The organism is Shewanella sp. 125m-1 (genome assembly GCF_052977065.1).
The window spans coordinates 198037-214173 of the sequence record NZ_JBRILT010000003.1; the positions used below are offsets into that span (position 1 = coordinate 198037).

At 46.7% G+C, this 16137-nt stretch carries 13 protein-coding genes; 5 read left to right on the forward strand and 8 right to left on the reverse strand.

The annotated features are described in order from the left end of the window. Window positions 1-34: 34 nt before the first annotated feature. The 5 genes from ACVBIK_RS02955 to ACVBIK_RS02975 all read right to left on the reverse strand — a co-directional run bounded on the left by ACVBIK_RS02955 (window position 35) and on the right by ACVBIK_RS02975 (window position 7348). Complete coding sequence (locus ACVBIK_RS02955) at window positions 35-457, reverse strand: DUF3010 family protein (protein ID WP_447159430.1); 423 nt, start codon at window positions 455-457, stop codon at window positions 35-37. Between the two features lie 89 nt (window positions 458-546). Continuing rightward, window positions 547-2271 carry a hypothetical protein gene (locus ACVBIK_RS02960; RefSeq protein WP_447159429.1) on the reverse strand — a complete coding sequence of 575 codons (1725 nt, stop codon included), beginning with the start codon at window positions 2269-2271 and terminating at the stop codon, window positions 547-549. A gap of 729 nt (window positions 2272-3000) precedes the next feature. Continuing rightward, window positions 3001-3771 (reverse strand): phosphoadenylyl-sulfate reductase, encoded by a 771-nt coding sequence (locus ACVBIK_RS02965; RefSeq protein ID WP_447159428.1) that lies wholly within the window; start codon window positions 3769-3771, stop codon window positions 3001-3003. Continuing rightward, the gene (gene cysI / locus ACVBIK_RS02970; RefSeq protein ID WP_447162994.1) at window positions 3764-5461 is read right to left on the reverse strand and encodes an assimilatory sulfite reductase (NADPH) hemoprotein subunit; all 1698 of its coding nucleotides are present in this window, start codon (window positions 5459-5461) and stop codon (window positions 3764-3766) included. The genes ACVBIK_RS02965 and cysI overlap by 8 nt, the downstream gene beginning before the upstream one ends. A gap of 90 nt (window positions 5462-5551) precedes the next feature. Further along, complete coding sequence (locus ACVBIK_RS02975) at window positions 5552-7348, reverse strand: assimilatory sulfite reductase (NADPH) flavoprotein subunit (protein ID WP_447169065.1); 1797 nt, start codon at window positions 7346-7348, stop codon at window positions 5552-5554. A 345-nt stretch (window positions 7349-7693) separates the two neighbouring features. Here ACVBIK_RS02975 and ACVBIK_RS02980 point away from each other — a divergent pair, with 345 nt between their 5' ends. The 4 genes from ACVBIK_RS02980 to ACVBIK_RS02995 all read left to right on the forward strand — a co-directional run bounded on the left by ACVBIK_RS02980 (window position 7694) and on the right by ACVBIK_RS02995 (window position 12106). Then, window positions 7694-8908, forward strand: coding sequence for a Re/Si-specific NAD(P)(+) transhydrogenase subunit alpha (locus ACVBIK_RS02980; RefSeq protein WP_447169066.1), 1215 nt, complete (start codon window positions 7694-7696; stop codon window positions 8906-8908). After that, the gene (locus tag ACVBIK_RS02985) at window positions 8908-9183 is read left to right on the forward strand and encodes an NAD(P) transhydrogenase subunit alpha (protein WP_447159424.1); all 276 of its coding nucleotides are present in this window, start codon (window positions 8908-8910) and stop codon (window positions 9181-9183) included. The genes ACVBIK_RS02980 and ACVBIK_RS02985 overlap by 1 nt, the downstream gene beginning before the upstream one ends. A gap of 6 nt (window positions 9184-9189) precedes the next feature. Further along, window positions 9190-10572, forward strand: a complete 1383-nt coding sequence (locus ACVBIK_RS02990; RefSeq protein WP_447159423.1) for an NAD(P)(+) transhydrogenase (Re/Si-specific) subunit beta — start codon at window positions 9190-9192, stop codon at window positions 10570-10572. A gap of 166 nt (window positions 10573-10738) precedes the next feature. Beyond that, a complete protein-coding gene (locus ACVBIK_RS02995; RefSeq protein WP_447169067.1) occupies window positions 10739-12106 on the forward strand; it encodes a MipA/OmpV family protein in 1368 nt (455 codons plus the stop codon). A 60-nt stretch (window positions 12107-12166) separates the two neighbouring features. On the opposite strand, the gene ACVBIK_RS03000 is transcribed toward ACVBIK_RS02995, so the two are convergent. The 3 genes from ACVBIK_RS03000 to hldE form a co-directional block, all read right to left on the reverse strand. Next, entirely contained in the window at window positions 12167-12643 is a 477-nt protein-coding gene (locus tag ACVBIK_RS03000) for a TetR family transcriptional regulator (protein ID WP_447159421.1), read from the reverse strand. Between the two features lie 95 nt (window positions 12644-12738). Continuing rightward, a complete protein-coding gene (locus ACVBIK_RS03005) occupies window positions 12739-13593 on the reverse strand; it encodes a hypothetical protein (protein ID WP_447159420.1) in 855 nt (284 codons plus the stop codon). 12 nt (window positions 13594-13605) lie between these two features. Then, window positions 13606-15036 (reverse strand): bifunctional D-glycero-beta-D-manno-heptose-7-phosphate kinase/D-glycero-beta-D-manno-heptose 1-phosphate adenylyltransferase HldE, encoded by a 1431-nt coding sequence (gene hldE / locus ACVBIK_RS03010; protein WP_447162999.1) that lies wholly within the window; start codon window positions 15034-15036, stop codon window positions 13606-13608. 100 nt (window positions 15037-15136) lie between these two features. On the opposite strand from hldE, the gene ACVBIK_RS03015 reads away from it, so the two are divergent. Then, on the forward strand, window positions 15137-16063 hold the full coding sequence (locus ACVBIK_RS03015; RefSeq protein WP_447169068.1) for an LpxL/LpxP family Kdo(2)-lipid IV(A) lauroyl/palmitoleoyl acyltransferase: 927 nt from the start codon (window positions 15137-15139) through the stop codon (window positions 16061-16063). The last annotated feature ends 74 nt before the right edge of the window (window positions 16064-16137 follow it).

Here is a 16137-nt window from a genome sequence, read left to right on the forward strand (position 1 = left end):
ATACGTAAAGAGCTGATTAAGGATCAACTCCGCACTAGCCCAGACACTCAAACGCTAAATCGTAAGCCTTGCCCAAGTCGACCGTTTTAGGTCTGTGTGTTTTGAGGTCACTACAACGCTTATCGGTTGCTCTTAGTGTAGCAGGATGAGCAAACTCAACCTCGATCTCTACGCTGGCTAATATCGCGCCTTCCATTAAAAAAGTGCCTGCGCCACCAGCACCTTGCCCCGTTGTCGCACGTCGATTGACAACTAACTTATCAAGCTTATGTTCCTTGATATAAGCCTTGATTAACGCGACAAACTCACGAGTATCTTGTTGAGTCGGGTTTTTCACTAAGCTAAATTTATTCACCTTAGGCGCGATAACATGATGAGTATCCCGACTTCCCGACAGGGTAACCAACCTCACTTCATTGGCTTTTAAAAATACCCCACAAACAACCTGTTCAGTCATCTTGACTCCAAACCATAATGCTATTGGTAAATAAAAACGCCAGCCGTAACTGGCTGGCGTTTTCGATTGCTCATTATTGCATAAATGCTTTACTGAGTTGAGCGAGAGTTAACATAAGAGTCAATCTCAAAGCCTTTCTGGTCGATATCTAGACTTAGCTTAACGCGCATATCGTAGTCTTTCATCATCTCAAGCTCTTCAGGTATAGGCTCGCCCGTTAACTCAATAAAGGTTAGCAAAGGCTTAAACATCTTCATGTAATCAGTAGACATCACCATCAAGCCATTATTGACTAGCGTTTCAGCCGCTAAGCTATTAGCGATAGCCTCACCTTTATTGCCCGCAAACAACACTAAGTGATTCCCTTTAACTGCCAACTTTGGCGAGACATTCACCTCTGCTGGTATTGGGATAATCGTGTTGAGATCGATTGCATCACCATTAGCTGGTAGCTGAATATTGGCCAGCTCAGGTGCAAAAGGCTTCACCAAGTTAAACAGCATTGCGGGGTTTTCAGCAGACAAACTCAATACCGCATCTAGGCTTTCAAGCTGTGGATTATCAAGATTGTCACTGATCTTATAATCGATAAGCGAGACACCAATACCTTTCACGCCATTTGCCATCCCCGTAAACATGCCTAGCATTGCAGGGCTCTGTTGGCTCATCTGCACCTGCATTTCAGCAAGGGGGCCACACTGGTACTCCGGAGTTAACATGTCGTCCCAAATAGCCGTTAATGACGGCACCATCTGGTTAACATCAATTCCAAGACCGAAAGTAAACACACTATTGTCAATGTCTTGTACATAAGCTGGAATATATCCACGCAGCTTTTGATAGGCATTTAGCAGCACCTGGTTATTACTTTCTACTACCGTTCTAAAACCAAATATGCTTTCTTTGTCGGTCACTTTAAGCTCATCATAACCTGCCACCGTACGCGGCCAATTATCGGCTATCGATGCAAGCTCCTGCTGACATGCCGGTGTTCTAAGTTCTACCAGAGGGTCTTCTTCAACCATTTCAAATAACTTAGATAGCTGACCTGCAAGTTGATTTCCATCTGTGCTGGTTAGCGCAGTGACAATCTCTTTATGATTGATATAGCTCACACCTTCGTTCATAAAGCCATTGTTCTTGATGATGTCTTCAATAATATGTGCATCAACAATTGAATTATCCACTGGTGTCACGCCTAGTGCGGTTTCCAGTAAAACAGCTTCACTAAAAGAGGTGGTTATGGTTGATACCAGCAGGCCATCATGCACTGTAACAATCAGATTAATATGCTCTTTTTCGCTTTCATCTGTGAGCTGATAGCTACGATAATCCACGCCCTTTAAATTGGCATTTGTGTGAGTAAAGCCACTATCAGCCTCGGCTTTATCGAGTAACGCCCAAATCGCATCGGCATTTTCAACTTCAACTTTTATCACCGGCATTAGGCCGAGCGTGTAAAAGTAGCTACGAATATTTTCTGCAAGGCCAAAGGTTTGAATAAAAGTGCTACCGTCTTTCATTGACGCCATGTATGACTTAGCAAGGCTCAATATAAATCGTGTTTTAGGGTCGGATTCTTGCTCGAGATCATCTAAGGCATCAGCAGGATACTGCCTATAGGCCTCAGAAAGAGAATTGATATAAGACTTAATAGGAAAAGGTTGTAGCTGAGCAGAGAAAATCGGGGTATCTGCTGGCACATAGCTTAATACAGCATTATCGCTTGCCGACACCTGCGTTGATTGCTGGCTATACCAATATCCACCAGCACCCGCAGCGACAACCACTGCAGCAATAAGCATCTTATTCATTCAAAACTCCATTTAAAAATTCAATTAATCCAGTATAAACAGCAGTAAACGGTGTTACCGAATCAATACTACAACATTGTGTGTAGCTAATACTAATCTGTATGAAATAGCGGCGGAAATTGACTGAAATATGATGCTATTTGGATTAAATAGGGGTGGGGGGAAACTAAAAATGACACTAATTTAGCGCGAGGTGAGACTGAATAATAACAGCAAACGCCAGCCCCAAATACTTGAAAGCCCCAGGCAACCCAACATAGCGGGGTTGCCTGGGGCACAAATCGCTTGATAAGCAGGCGCTAGCAAGCCAATCAAAGCACTCATTTTTTTCGCCCCTTGGCTGTAAAAAAATGAGCTTGGTTTATCTGGTTACTGACGGCTCTGCCTGCAATGTTTAGCTGATTTTGATATGTACACCACATTTGATGTACGTCTCGAATAATCAGTGGAAGACTAAACCTTGCCTAGCCCAATCGAGCTTGATACAGAACAGTTCCCTAAAACCATCTACGGGAACCTCAAACTATAGCCTAAAAAAATAACTGTGCATAACCTTGTGAGTAAAAATGTACAGAAATAAACAAAAATTAATACTAAAGCACTAAAACCATTTTACAACAATCACTTACAAAGATTTAATTTGTATGCAGATATACGTTTCACTCGCCTACAAATGGCACGTTTGTACCACTTGTTATGGCGATTACTCTGCTTAGCCTGTTTCTATCACTAAATGTCGTAGTGCAGACCACATTCACGCTTTAATCCATTAAAACGCGTTTCCTCTTCACTCATTCCCAGCTCTAGGGGTTTACTCGAATGGGTGTCGCCCACAGAGACATAACCTTGCTCCCATAATGGGTGATAAGGCAGCTCAAACTCGGTTAAGTACTCATGCACCTGTTTATTGCTCCAATCAATGATCGGTAGAATTTTATAGCGCTGTCCATGAATCGCCAAAATTGGCAGAGCCTCACGAGTACTCGATTGAGAACGTCTCAACCCCGCAAACCAGGTACCGACCTCTTGCTCAGCCAAGGCACGTTGCATAGGTTCTACTTTGTTGATCTGGTTATATTTATCCAGACCATCTAAGTCTTGCTCCCACAACTTACCAAAGCGCGCTTCTTGCCATGCCGCGCTATAAGGCGATGCATACACCTTGAGATTAAGCGAGAGCCTTGCAGTCAACTCGTCGATAAATTGATAGGTTTCGCTAAATAGGTAACCCGTATCGGTGAGCAGTACTGGAATATCTGCCTTTTCAGCGCTAACCATATGCAACATCACCGCCGCTTGAATACCAAAACTTGACGATAATGCATGCTTACCCGGCAAGTATGCCAATGCCCAGCGCACGCGCTGGACGGGTGTCAACTCAGCTAAAAATTCATTGACGCGTTTTAATTCAGCTTGTTGCTCTACTTTCGGCGCGCTTAATAACGCGCTAAGCGCGTCCGCCGTAATCACAGAATCAACAACATTGTGGGTATCAACCATGAAAGTCCTTAGCCGCATCGTTCACAGCTGCAACTACGCCACTTCGCACGGTGTAGTTACCAAAAGTTTCACCCGCCTGGCGCTGTGATACATATTGCGCAAACAGGGTATCTAACTCCGCAAGGATCTCCGCTTCCTGGATATTCTCACGATATAATTTATTCAAGCGGGTGCCTTCAAAGCTCGCGCCTAAATAGAGGTTATAACGACCCGGCGCTTTACCGACTAAACCAATTTCAGCAGCAAAGGGTCTTGCACAACCATTGGGGCAACCCGTCATGCGAATAACAATGCCTTGGTCGAGGAAACCATGCTTTTCTTGCAAGCCTTCAACCTTAGTCAGAAAATCGGGGAAATAGCGCTCGGCTTCTGCCATAGCAAGCGCACACGTTGGCAGTGCCACACAGGCAATTGAGTGACCGCGGGTTTCGGTAATAAGCTTGCCAAGTAAGCCATGCTGCCTTGCTAAGCCTTCAATCTGCTCTTTATCTGCACTCGGTACACCCGCAATAATAATATTTTGGTTTGAGGTCATACGAAAATCACCCTGGTGAATTTTCGCAATTTCTCTCAGGCCTGTTTGCAGCGGCTGACCCGGTAGATCTGTAACGCGGCCGCCTTCAATAAATAGCGTTAAGTGCCAGTTATCATCTACACCTTGCTTCCAGCCATAGCGATCACCGCGATCGCCAATCACTACATCACGCTTAGGTTCAAACTTAATGCCGGTGCGCGCTTCAATTTCAGCTTTAAAAGTGTCAAAACCATGTTTAACAATGGTGTACTTTAAGCGTGATAATTTACGGTTTTCACGATTACCCCAGTCACGCTGAATCGTCATTACCGCTTCGGCAAACTTTAAGGTGTCTTCGGCCTTGATATAGCCAAAGTCGTCGGCCAAACGTGGGAAGGTCGAGACTTCACCATGAGTTGAGCCCATGCCACCACCGGCAACCATATTAAAGCCAACCAACTCATCGCCTTCGGCTACAGCAATAAAGCCCAGATCATTAGTGTAAACATCCACATCATTATCTGGCGGTACGGCAACCGCCATCTTAAATTTGCGTGGTAGGTAGGTTTTACCGTAAACAGGCTCCACCTCTTCACCTTCTGTGGTCACTAATTTTTCATCGTCTAGCCAGATCTCAGCGTAGGCTTTAGTATGCGGCAACATGTTATCTGACAGCTGCTTTGCATAAGCGTAAGCTTGTTGATGCAACTTGGACTCTACAGGGTTTGGGTTACACATCACGTTACGGTTTACATCACCACATGCCGCGATAGAGTCCAGCGCCTCTTTGTCGAGATCTTGAATAATCGTCTTAAGATTACGCTTTGGAATACCGTGATACTGGAACGTTTGACGCGTGGTTAAACGGATACTGTTTGAGCTCGTCAAGTTCGAGGCTATTTTATCAACCGCCAACCACTGCTCTGGCGAACACACGCCACCGGCCACACGGGCACGCAACATAAAGCTATATAGAGGCTCAAGTTTTTGCTCTTTTCGCTCGTTACGTAAGTCACGGTCGTCCTGCTGATAAAAGCCATGGAATTTGATCAACTGTTGATCGCCTTCACTAAACGCACCCGTTACTGCGGTGTCTAACCCTTCTTGAATCGTACCGCGCAGATAATCACTGTCGGTTTTTAGGTATTCATTTACTGCTAACTTTTGCTCACTCATAGCAAGGTACTCTCTTCAAATTCTGTTCTGCTCTCGCGCCAGTTACACCCTAGCGGCGCTCATCATTGCGTGCTCGTTTAACGCTGAGTCTTAATAGACATCTTTTTGGTAACGTTTAGCCGCTCGCAGTGCTTCTAAATATTCAGCCGCTTGCTCTTTGCTTTTACCACCGTGCTCAACAACAAGATCTAACAGGGCTTGATGTACATCTTTCGCCATACGCTCAGCATCACCACAGATATAGAAATGCGCGCCAGATTCTAACCACTGCCACAGTGCCTCGCCTTGTTCGGCAATCTTATGCTGCACATACACTTTATGGTCTTGATCACGAGAAAAGGCCAAATCGATTCGAGATAACAGACCTGATTGCAGGTATTGCTGCCACTCAGTTTGATAAAGGAAATCTTGCTCGAAATGTGGGTTACCAAAGAACAACCAAGCACTGCCTTGAGCGCCCTGCTCAGCCCGTTGCTGCATGAAAGCTCTAAAAGGTGCCACACCGGTGCCAGGACCGACCATGATCACTGGCGTGTCTGGATTTTCAGGTAAACGAAAGTGATTATTAGGCTCAACGTACACCTGCACTTCTTGACCTTCCTCCGCGCTCGCCAAGAACTGAGACGCTCCGCCAAAACGCGCTACGCCGTCACGGTCATCTTCAACTAATGCCACCGTTAAGTGCACTTCAGACTCAACTTCAGCCTGACTCGATGCGATAGAGTAAAGTCTTGGGGTAATACCGCGTAGCAAGCCAACAAATTGCTCGGCGCTCACAGACGCAGGGTATTGGCGCACTAAGTCAGCCACCTGGTTGTTATTAACAAACTCACGGGTTAACGATTTATCCGCACTGATTGCGAGTAATGCTTGATCTTGACTAAGCTCAGCCCATCCCGACACTAAGCCCGGGTAAAGTTGAGTCAGCTCTTTCTTGTTCGTTAACGCATCCTGAAGCGTTAAGGTCTCTTTACCCACACTAACCTGCTCATCAGCATCAAGTTTCAAAGCTTCAATGAGTTCTGAGACCAAGCTTGGAGAGTTGGTAAACCACACCCCTAAGGCATCACCAGCTTGATATTCAATACCCGACTCACCCAGCTCAATTTCAACATGGCGAACATCTCTATCTGAGTCTCTGCCAGTCAGCTTTTGACTCACAAGCAGCTCTGCGGTGTAAGGCTTTTGTTTACTAAAACTTGAGGTCACAGCTTGGGTGCTGGCAATTGAAACCACGCTTGCGCTCGTGCTCTGTACCAAGGGCTTAACCGCCTCTAGCACATCCGCTTGCCACTGCTGTGATTGTTCCTCGTAATCCACATCACACTCAACCAATGGCGCAATAGCGCTCGCGCCTAATGCGTTAAGGCGAGACTCAAAGTCTTTACCGGTTTGACAGAAAAACTCATAACTTGAATCACCCAATGCCAGCACCGAGTAATTAAGGTTATCCAGTTTAGGGGCGCGCTTAGAGCTTAAGAATTTGTGCAGCTCAATAGCATCATCAGGCGCCTCACCTTCACCATGAGTACTCACAACTAACAGCAGTAAGTTCTCTTGTTTAAGTTGACGCGTCTTATAGTCACCCATAGACACTAGGTTGACCGCATAGCCCTGTGCCTGCGCTTTTTCGGCGAGTTCAGTTGCCACTCCTCTACCGTTACCCGTTTGGCTTCCGTAAAGAATGGTAATAGTTTGCTCTGTACCCGCTTGCGAGCTTCCCGCGGCTTGTGGTACTCCCGCCGATCCTTGCTCAGACGTTGCAGCAAGATAGCCACTAACCCAAGCAAGTTGAACGGCACTCAGCTCTGCAGTGAGCTGCTTTAACTTGTCCACTTGGCCAGCAGAAAGCGGCGAAGCGAGTGATGAAAGCTCTTTTAACAACATGGAAACGGCCCTGTATCAGTGTAATGTAGGCAAGCTTATCCCCTCGCTGAAAAAGAAAAAAAGAATAAAAGCTGATTTTTAATTCGATTTTGGAATATACAAAGTTCAAAAATTAAGCTACAAAAGTAACTAGCGGTTCAAATAAACCATTTGGGCTAGGGTTTGCGAGTGCAAACTTCTATTCAAAAGTGTGTCGCAGCGCAAACTTTTCAGTCTGACCAGTCCTGAAAATAGGATATTGAAAAATATGCGCTTGTGTCTAAATCCAGAGTCGCCACAATATGCACCCTGAAAAATAAATGACATCTGTTCCTACTAATGTCCTCAACTGAGAGGTTTACCTTTGTGAAGCTAGGTCTACCCAAAGAAAGTCACGCAGGTGAAAGTCGCGTTGCGATTATTCCTGCCAATGTGGCTCGACTACTTAAAAATAATCTACAAGTTCTTGTTGAAAGTGGCGCTGGTAGCAATGCTGGTTTTACTGATGAAGACTATATCCAAGCAGGCGCATCGATTGTGTCTCGCGAACAAGTTCTGAGTGACGCTGACATCATCACGGTGGTGAATGCAAAAGATGAACAGCTCGCAGAACTTACATCGCTTATCAAGCCACAGCAAATTGTCATAGGCATGATGGATCCGCTAGCGCATCCCGAAAATGCCCAGGCGATTGCAGATACTGGTGCAACCGCAATTGCACTGGAACTTGTGCCACGGATCACTCGCGCACAAAGCATGGATATTCTGTCTTCAATGGCTACAATCGCAGGCTATAAGGCGGTGTTACTTGCTGCGCATAAAGCGCCGCGTTTATTCCCCATGATGATGACAGCAGCGGGCACCCTAAAACCTGCACGCGCCTTTATCATGGGCGTGGGTGTAGCAGGCCTTCAAGCTTGTGCGACTGCAAAACGCTTAGGCGCTGTGGTTGAGGCTTACGATATTCGCCCCGCAGCACGGGAACAGATTATCTCGGTAGGTGCCAAACCTGTTGAGCTCGATCTAGACACCGAAAATACCGAAACCAAAGGTGGTTACGCTGCAGAGCAGTCTGATGACTTCCTTAAGCGCCAACAGCAAGCAATGGCCAACGTACTTGCTCAGCAAGATATCGTTATCACCACCGCTGCTATCCCCGGCCGTAAAGCACCAATACTTATCACCAAAGAGATGGTCGATGGCATGAAGCGCGGCACCATTATTGTCGACCTCGCAGCTGAGACCGGTGGTAACTGTGAACTAACTGAGCTCGATAAAGAGGTGGTTTACAAGGGGGTGACCATTCTTGGGCCATCAAACGTCCCTGGCACAGCAGCAAACCATGCCAGTCAGATGTACGGTACCAATATTGAAAACTTACTTAAGCTACTTGTCAGCAAAGAAGGTGAGTTAAACCTCGACTTTGAAGATGAGATCGTAAAAGACACGGTCGTGGCTCACCAAGGTCAGGTTACCAGCGCGCGTTTACGTGAGCTTTTAGGCTTACCCGCGCTTGACGTTGCAAGCCAAGTTGACAGTCCAGCAGAAAGTCCAGTTGAAACAGCTCCGGAGGCTAAATAATGGAAATTTTACTGCTATTGACCCTATTTGTGGTTGCGGTGTTCTTAGGCGTCGAGATGATCACTAAGGTGCCACCTACTCTGCACACGCCATTAATGTCGGGTTCAAATGCGATCTCAGGGATCTCGCTTGTGGGCGCGCTGTTGTCAGCAGGTTCTGGCGCTGGTATTTGGGTGAACGTACTCGGCTTTGTCGCTGTGGTACTTGCCACTATCAATGTTGTGGGCGGTTACATGGTAACCAACCGCATGCTAGCCATGTTTAAAAGGAAATAAGCCACTATGAGTACGACGATTATTTACCTCGCCTACTTGGTAGCTTCATGCTTATTCATCTTAGGTATTAAAGGGCTAACTAGACCACGTACAGCCGTTAGGGGTAACCAGCTTTCAGCGCTCGGTATGTTTATCGCGGTAGTGGTCACCCTGTTTGACCAAAGCATTTTAAGCTACGAGTGGATTATTGCTGGTGTGTTACTGGGTGGCTCGATTGGTGCTGTTATGGCGACCAAAATTCAAGTGACCTCAATGCCACAAATGGTTGCGATGCTAAACGGCTTCGGCGGCGGTGCGTCACTGTTTATTGCATTGGCTAACTTCCTTGATCCAACCTCAGCAACTCATACGGTTGCACTTGTGTCTATTGCCGCGACTGTGATTATTGGTGCGGTCACGCTTTCGGGCTCATTTGTTGCGTTTGCAAAGCTGCAAGAACTGATTTCAGGTAACCCGATCAAGGTGCCGGGCAACAAGGTGCTTAATGCACTATTGCTTATCAGTGCCATTGGTCTTGCTATCGCTATCGTCATGGATCCAAGCAACATCAACCTGATCTACGCCTTGGTTGCAGTGTCACTGGTTCTAGGCTTGCTACTTGTGGTACCCATTGGCGGCGCAGACATGCCAGTGGTTATTGCTTTACTTAACTCATATTCAGGTATTGCAGCAGCGACCACAGGTTTCATCACTGGCAACACAGTACTGATTGTATCGGGCTCATTGGTTGGTGCATCGGGTATTATCCTGACGCAAATCATGTGTAAAGCCATGAACCGCTCACTGTTTAACGTCCTGTTTGGTGTGATGGCTGAAGGCGGTGAAACCATTGATGCCGACGAAGTCTACGCGGGTAAAGTGACGTCATCTTCACCAGAAGAAGTGGCCATGCTACTAGAAACTGCCGAGCGCGTAGTGATTGTTCCAGGTTACGGTTTAGCCATGGCGCAAGCACAGCACGCCGTGCGTGAATTGGCCTCGGTGATGGAAGCACGTGGCACACAGGTGCTGTATGCGATTCACCCAGTTGCAGGGCGTATGCCTGGTCACATGAACGTCTTGCTTGCTGAAGCTGAAGTGCCTTACGAGCAGTTGATTGAGATGGATGAGATCAACCCACAGTTCGAACAGACTGACGTCGCGATTGTGATTGGCGCCAATGACGTAACCAACCCAATGGCGCGTGAAGATAAGGGCAGCCCAATTTACGGCATGCCTATTCTTAACGTCGATAAAGCCAAAACAGTGGTTGTGGTTAAGCGCTCATTGAGCCCAGGCTTTGCTGGCTTGCCTAACCCGCTATTTGCCATGGACAACGCATTGATGTTGTTTGGCGATGGTAAGAAGGCCATTGTGGAGCTAACACAGAGCTTAAAAGAAGCTGACTAGCAGTAATGTTTAATCGCTAAACACCAAAAGGCCGCCAATGCGGCCTTTTATTTTTATTCCACATTGGTATTAAGTTCTATTTAACTTGTCGTTGTTAAAATTATGTAATTCACGGTTAAAAAGCAGTACTCTAGCTCACAGTACCCCGCGCTAAAAAGAAAATAATATGATAAAAAAAATGCTTTCGTTGCTCCCCCTTACACTATTAGCACCAATGAGCGCATTGCAGGCCGCAGAAAATAGCCAGCAAACAAAAATGCCCCCGCCCCCCGTCGAATTAGCGCAAGACACAAAAGTGCAATGGAGCGATAACTGGGGCATAGGCATTGGCATGCGCCGCGGCGATATTCCTTATGCAACCGAAGACGATGAGGTATACGACACCCTGCCTTTAATCTATTTTAAAAATGATTATTTCTACATTAATGGAATGGAAGCTGCGGGTCATATCTGGAAAAACGACAACCATCAGATCAACCTCTACACCCGTTTTCGTTTTGTCGACATCCCCAAAGAACTGCAAAACGACACCCAATCTCAAGCCTTTGATTTTGGATTACAATATCGCTTCGTTAAAGATGAGTGGGATGTTGACCTGGCCTTTTTATCCGACTCTCATAAACGCAGCTATGCCTATAGCCGCACCCAATATCACTGGGAGTCTGGTGACTGGAGAGTCAAGCCTTATGCAGAATTTCAATGGAAAAGCGCTGATTTTAATGACTACTACTACGGCTTAAATCAATACGATGTAGGCGGTGGTGTGAGTGTTAACGCCGGTGTGAAAGCACGCTACCATGTGTTCAGCAACCTATATCTGCTCGGACAGTTTGGCGTTGGTCGTCTCGAAGACGATGTCTACAACTTGCCAACCATTAATAACCGCTTTCAATATGAGTCATTCTTAGGCTTTGGTTTCTTCCCTGAACCTAATAGCAAAAAATACTCAGCGCAACCAGCCCCCACTAAGCGTAAAGAGGGTAGCGAATATATCCGCATCGCCCACGGCTGGGCAACACCATCCAACCTTAATGCCATCTTGAAATGGCAAACCAAGACCGACCCATACAATAACCAGATGACCTCGGCATTTTATGGTACTCAGCTCACCGATAGTTTGTTTAATTTCCCTATCGACTTATACCTGACCCCAGGTCTGGTTTGGCACCATAGCTCAGAGGTACAAAGTGATATTGCCGAAGCTGTAATAGCCGTAAAAGCATTCTACACCTTCGAGCTGGGTCCACGCTTTAGACTGGGTGTCGCAGAAGGCTTATCTTATGTCAGTAACGTCACCCATATCGAGGGAAGCGAGTTAGAAATTAAAGATTACAAACCCTCTAAATTACTTAACTACTTAGACTTCTCATTGGACGTCAATGTGGGGGATATTTTTAATTCCGCTAAGTTAGTTAACATGTGGTTTGGTTACAGCATCCATCATAGATCGGGGATCTTTGAGTCAAGTTCAGCCTTCGGCCGTATTAGCGGCGGCAGTAACTATCAGAGTGTTTACCTGCAGTGGCACTTCTAATACTAAATTAATGCTCATTAAAAAGGCCGCAATTGCGGCCTTTTTATCGTGGACTCTATACTAACGGGTAACCTCATTGGGCTCGCCAAATAGCACTAACGCGCTCTGACCAACCAAAGCGTTAACCAGTAACCTTCCCTGCTCGCCCAATTCCTTTACGGCCGTTTCACTGGCCAAGCTGATAGCGTTATAACGCTCAACATGCACCTGGTTAGAGCCACAAATGGCAAAGAACAAACGGATAATAGATCTAAAGTAAGGTAGCTTTAATGAGGCTTTCCACGAATTTTGTAACGATTGAATACAGGAGAAGTCTAAGCGTTCGATAAACAGGTTTGCGATGCGTGAGTCTAACTGTTTTAGGAAGTCGATTTTATGGGGAAAGTGATGGCTGATCCCGGTACGGCTAATGCCAGTTGCCTCAGACAAAGTTGAATATGACATGGCATCGTAACCCAGATCTAAAATCTGCTTCATCGCCTCATCGAGGATCTGTTGTATGGTCTGTTTAGTTTGGATTTTAGTACGCTTTGCCATAACACCACTTCACTGAAATCGATATGGCGATACTGTAGCAAAAGTACTTTATCAATGCCTAAATCAATCACTTCCATTCAGCTCTCATTCAGCTCTTACTCAGCCGTCATCTGTTGCGAGCTAAGCCAGTCAGCGGCTGCAGTTTGCCCCATCACCTCAACCAAGGTTGGCGTTAAATACTCGCCCAATTTTGCTTTGCGCCAATAGATATAACCCGGCAAAGGTTGCACGGTTCCTGCACCAAAAGTGCGCTGCATAAGGCTAGAAAACTCATTGAGGGTATCTTTGTCATGCAGCACGAGTCGAGGCGATATGTCGCGCCAAAAGTCATTAAAACTGTCAAATTGATTTAGCTGCTCAAGTGAATAATGCGCAAGTACCTGCGCGAGCACGGGCACCGACCAGTGGGATATAAACTCACTGTCAGCCATCACCGCGAGATTACGTCTATGGTACTGCTGCCATGCGAGATCTAAACTTTGAGTCTCAAGCGCAATGCGCCAAACCAAATACAGATCCGCCAACCACTCGTGCTGATATGGGCTTGTAATCGTTTGCCCCTGACGACTTAGCGCGTCAATGGCATACAGATGCCCAAGCTCGTGCCAATAAGTTAATTGCGCCTGCTGTTTAAGCGGCAAGGAGAAGTGGCCCATGCCCCAATTAATCGTTTGGCTACGCGGTAATTGCTCATAATCAGTGATCACCAAACCAGCAATATGATCATGGCGTAGAGGCAGCACCATCGCGCCCCGCTGACCGAGTAGATAGTGTAAATCGTTGAGCCGAGTGGGAAGTTGACGACGAGCTGATGGCGGAAGCTGGGTAACACAAGTTTCAAGCAGATTTAGCTCGCAAACAAGGGCTTTTTTAGGACCAATATCTGTCCATAAAAAGCCACTTGCAGTACCGACACTGAGCGCAAAAGTGACGGCAAGCGAGCTCATCATATAACGTTAATACTACTGATTAGCCATGATATTTTGGATAATCGCCGTGGTTGAAATACCGTCTTCAAAGCACAAGACTTTCACCTGACCACCGGCGGCCATGACCTCGCTGCCACCGGCAATATCTTCCACTTTATAATCGCCACCTTTAACCAATAGGTCTGGCAGTAAGCGAGAGATAATACGTTGCGGTGTATCTTCGCTAAACGGTACCACCCAATCCACCGAGGCAAGGGCTGCCAATACCGTCATGCGTCTATCTTCGGTGTTAACCGGGCGGCCTTCACCTTTAAGGCGTTTAACCGATGCGTCAGTATTTACCGCCACAATTAAGCGATCGCCCAAAGCGCGAGCCTGTTGTAAGTAACTCACATGGCCTGCATGCAAGATATCAAAACAGCCATTGGTCATCACCACACGCTCACCGCGTAGCTTTGCCTGCTCAAGCGCATAGGCCAGTTGATCTTCGCTGACCGCCCCAAAACCAGACTCACCATGATTAAGCGATAACGCTTCAATTAGCTCAAGGCGGGTCACCGTCGAGGTGCCAAGTTTAGCCACTACGATGCCTGCTGCCGTGTTCGCGATAGCACAGGCCTGCGGCAAATCACTGCCCGCGGCAATGGCGGTTGCTAAAGCTGAAATCACCGTGTCACCCGCGCCCGTTACATCAAAAACTTCACGAGCAACGGTAGGAATATGTAGCTCAGGTTGGTCGCGAGTAATCAAGGTCATGCCTTTTTCAGAGCGAGTCACTAGCATAGCGGTAAAGTCATACGCCTCAAGCAGACCTTGCGCTTTAGTCACTAAGTCCGACTCAGACTCAACCTTGCCCACCACCACTTCAAACTCACTCATATTTGGCGTCAACAGGTACGCGCCGCGATATTTTGCAAAATCACTACCTTTAGGGTCGACCAACACTTTTACGCCTTTCGCGTTAGCGGCGGCAATAAAGCTTTGTGGCGAAATTAATGCCCCTTTAGCGTAATCAGATAACACCGCGACATCGACCTTATCCAGTTCCGGCAAGGTTTGTGCTAACAGCGCTTCACTCTCAGCTTCAGAGTAGTTTTCTTCAAAATCTAAACGCAATAACTGCTGGTTACGCGACATAACACGCAGCTTAGTGATAGTCGGTTTGCCAGCCACTTTATGCCAGTTCGGCTCGACCCCAAGGGTCTGAATGCCTAGAGTAAGCGCGTCAGCGGTTTCATCTTCACCCACAATACCCGCAAGACTTGCACTGCCACCTAGAGTTGCAATATTGATTGCCACATTAGCTGCGCCGCCTGGTCGATCCTCAAGCTGTTCAACTTTAACTACAGGAACAGGAGCTTCAGGTGAGATCCGCGCGGTAGGGCCCGCCCAATAGCGATCTAACATTACGTCACCGACAACGAGAACCTTGGCTTTTTCAAATGCTGGCAGAGAAATCTTCATAGTGCCTATATCTTTCGCAAAATTTAATTGTGATTGTACCTAATTCTAATCGCTTTTGAGTTAGAATAATGAGTAATTTTTCAATGGACTCGAGAATTACGTGGTAGAAAAAGCGCAATTTACATCTCACCTTTATCACCCTAAGTATTGGCTTATATGGTTAGGCGTGGGCTTTATGCGCTTAACGCAACTGTTACCGCTGCGAATGCAGATGAAAATGGGCACAGCACTTGGTCGCTTAGGAATGAAGCTCGTCGGCGGACGCGCTAAGACCGCAAGGCGTAATCTAGAACTGTGTTTCCCTGATATGCCCAAGAATGAAGTCGACCAGTTGCTCAAAGAGAACTTCGAAGAAACAGGCAAAGCCATCTTCGATACCGCTAACGCCTGGTGGTGGTCTGATGAAAAAATTCAGCAACACATGACTATAAAAGGCCAAGAGTATGTCGAGCAGACATTAGATAGCGGCCAAGGAGTCATCTTATTTGCCGTCCATTGTCTGCCTCTAGAGATGGGCGCCCGTATTTTTGGTCAGTTCCAGCCCGGTGTTGGCGTGTATCGCCCGCACAATAATCCGGTCATGGAATACTTACAGGTTAAAGGTCGGCTCCGCTCGAACAAAGCCTTAGTCCCCAAACGCGACCTACGCCAGATGGTACGCAGCCTGCGCGAGCCTAACGTTATCTGGTATACCGCCGACCAAGATTTTGGCCGTTCAAGCGCCACTTTCATCCCCTTCTTTAATGTACCCGAAGCCGCAACGATCACCGGCGCCACCACTCTAGCCAGACTGGGAAAAGCCAAAGTATTGCCTTTCTTTGTTGAGCGTAATAGTGACGACACAGGCTACAATATTGAGATCCAGCCGCCGTTAGATAACTTTCCCGGCGAGAATGAGATTGAAGATGCCAAGCGTGGCAATAAGATTATCGAAGAGATTATTAGCCGTAATAAATCGCAGTATATGTGGTTACATAGACGGTTTAAGACACGGCCTAATAAGGGTGATGCTTCGTTATATAAATAGGTTCTAGGTTCTAGGTTCTAGGTTCTAGGTTCTAGGTTCTAGGTTCTAGGTTCTAGGTTCTAGGTTCTAGGTTC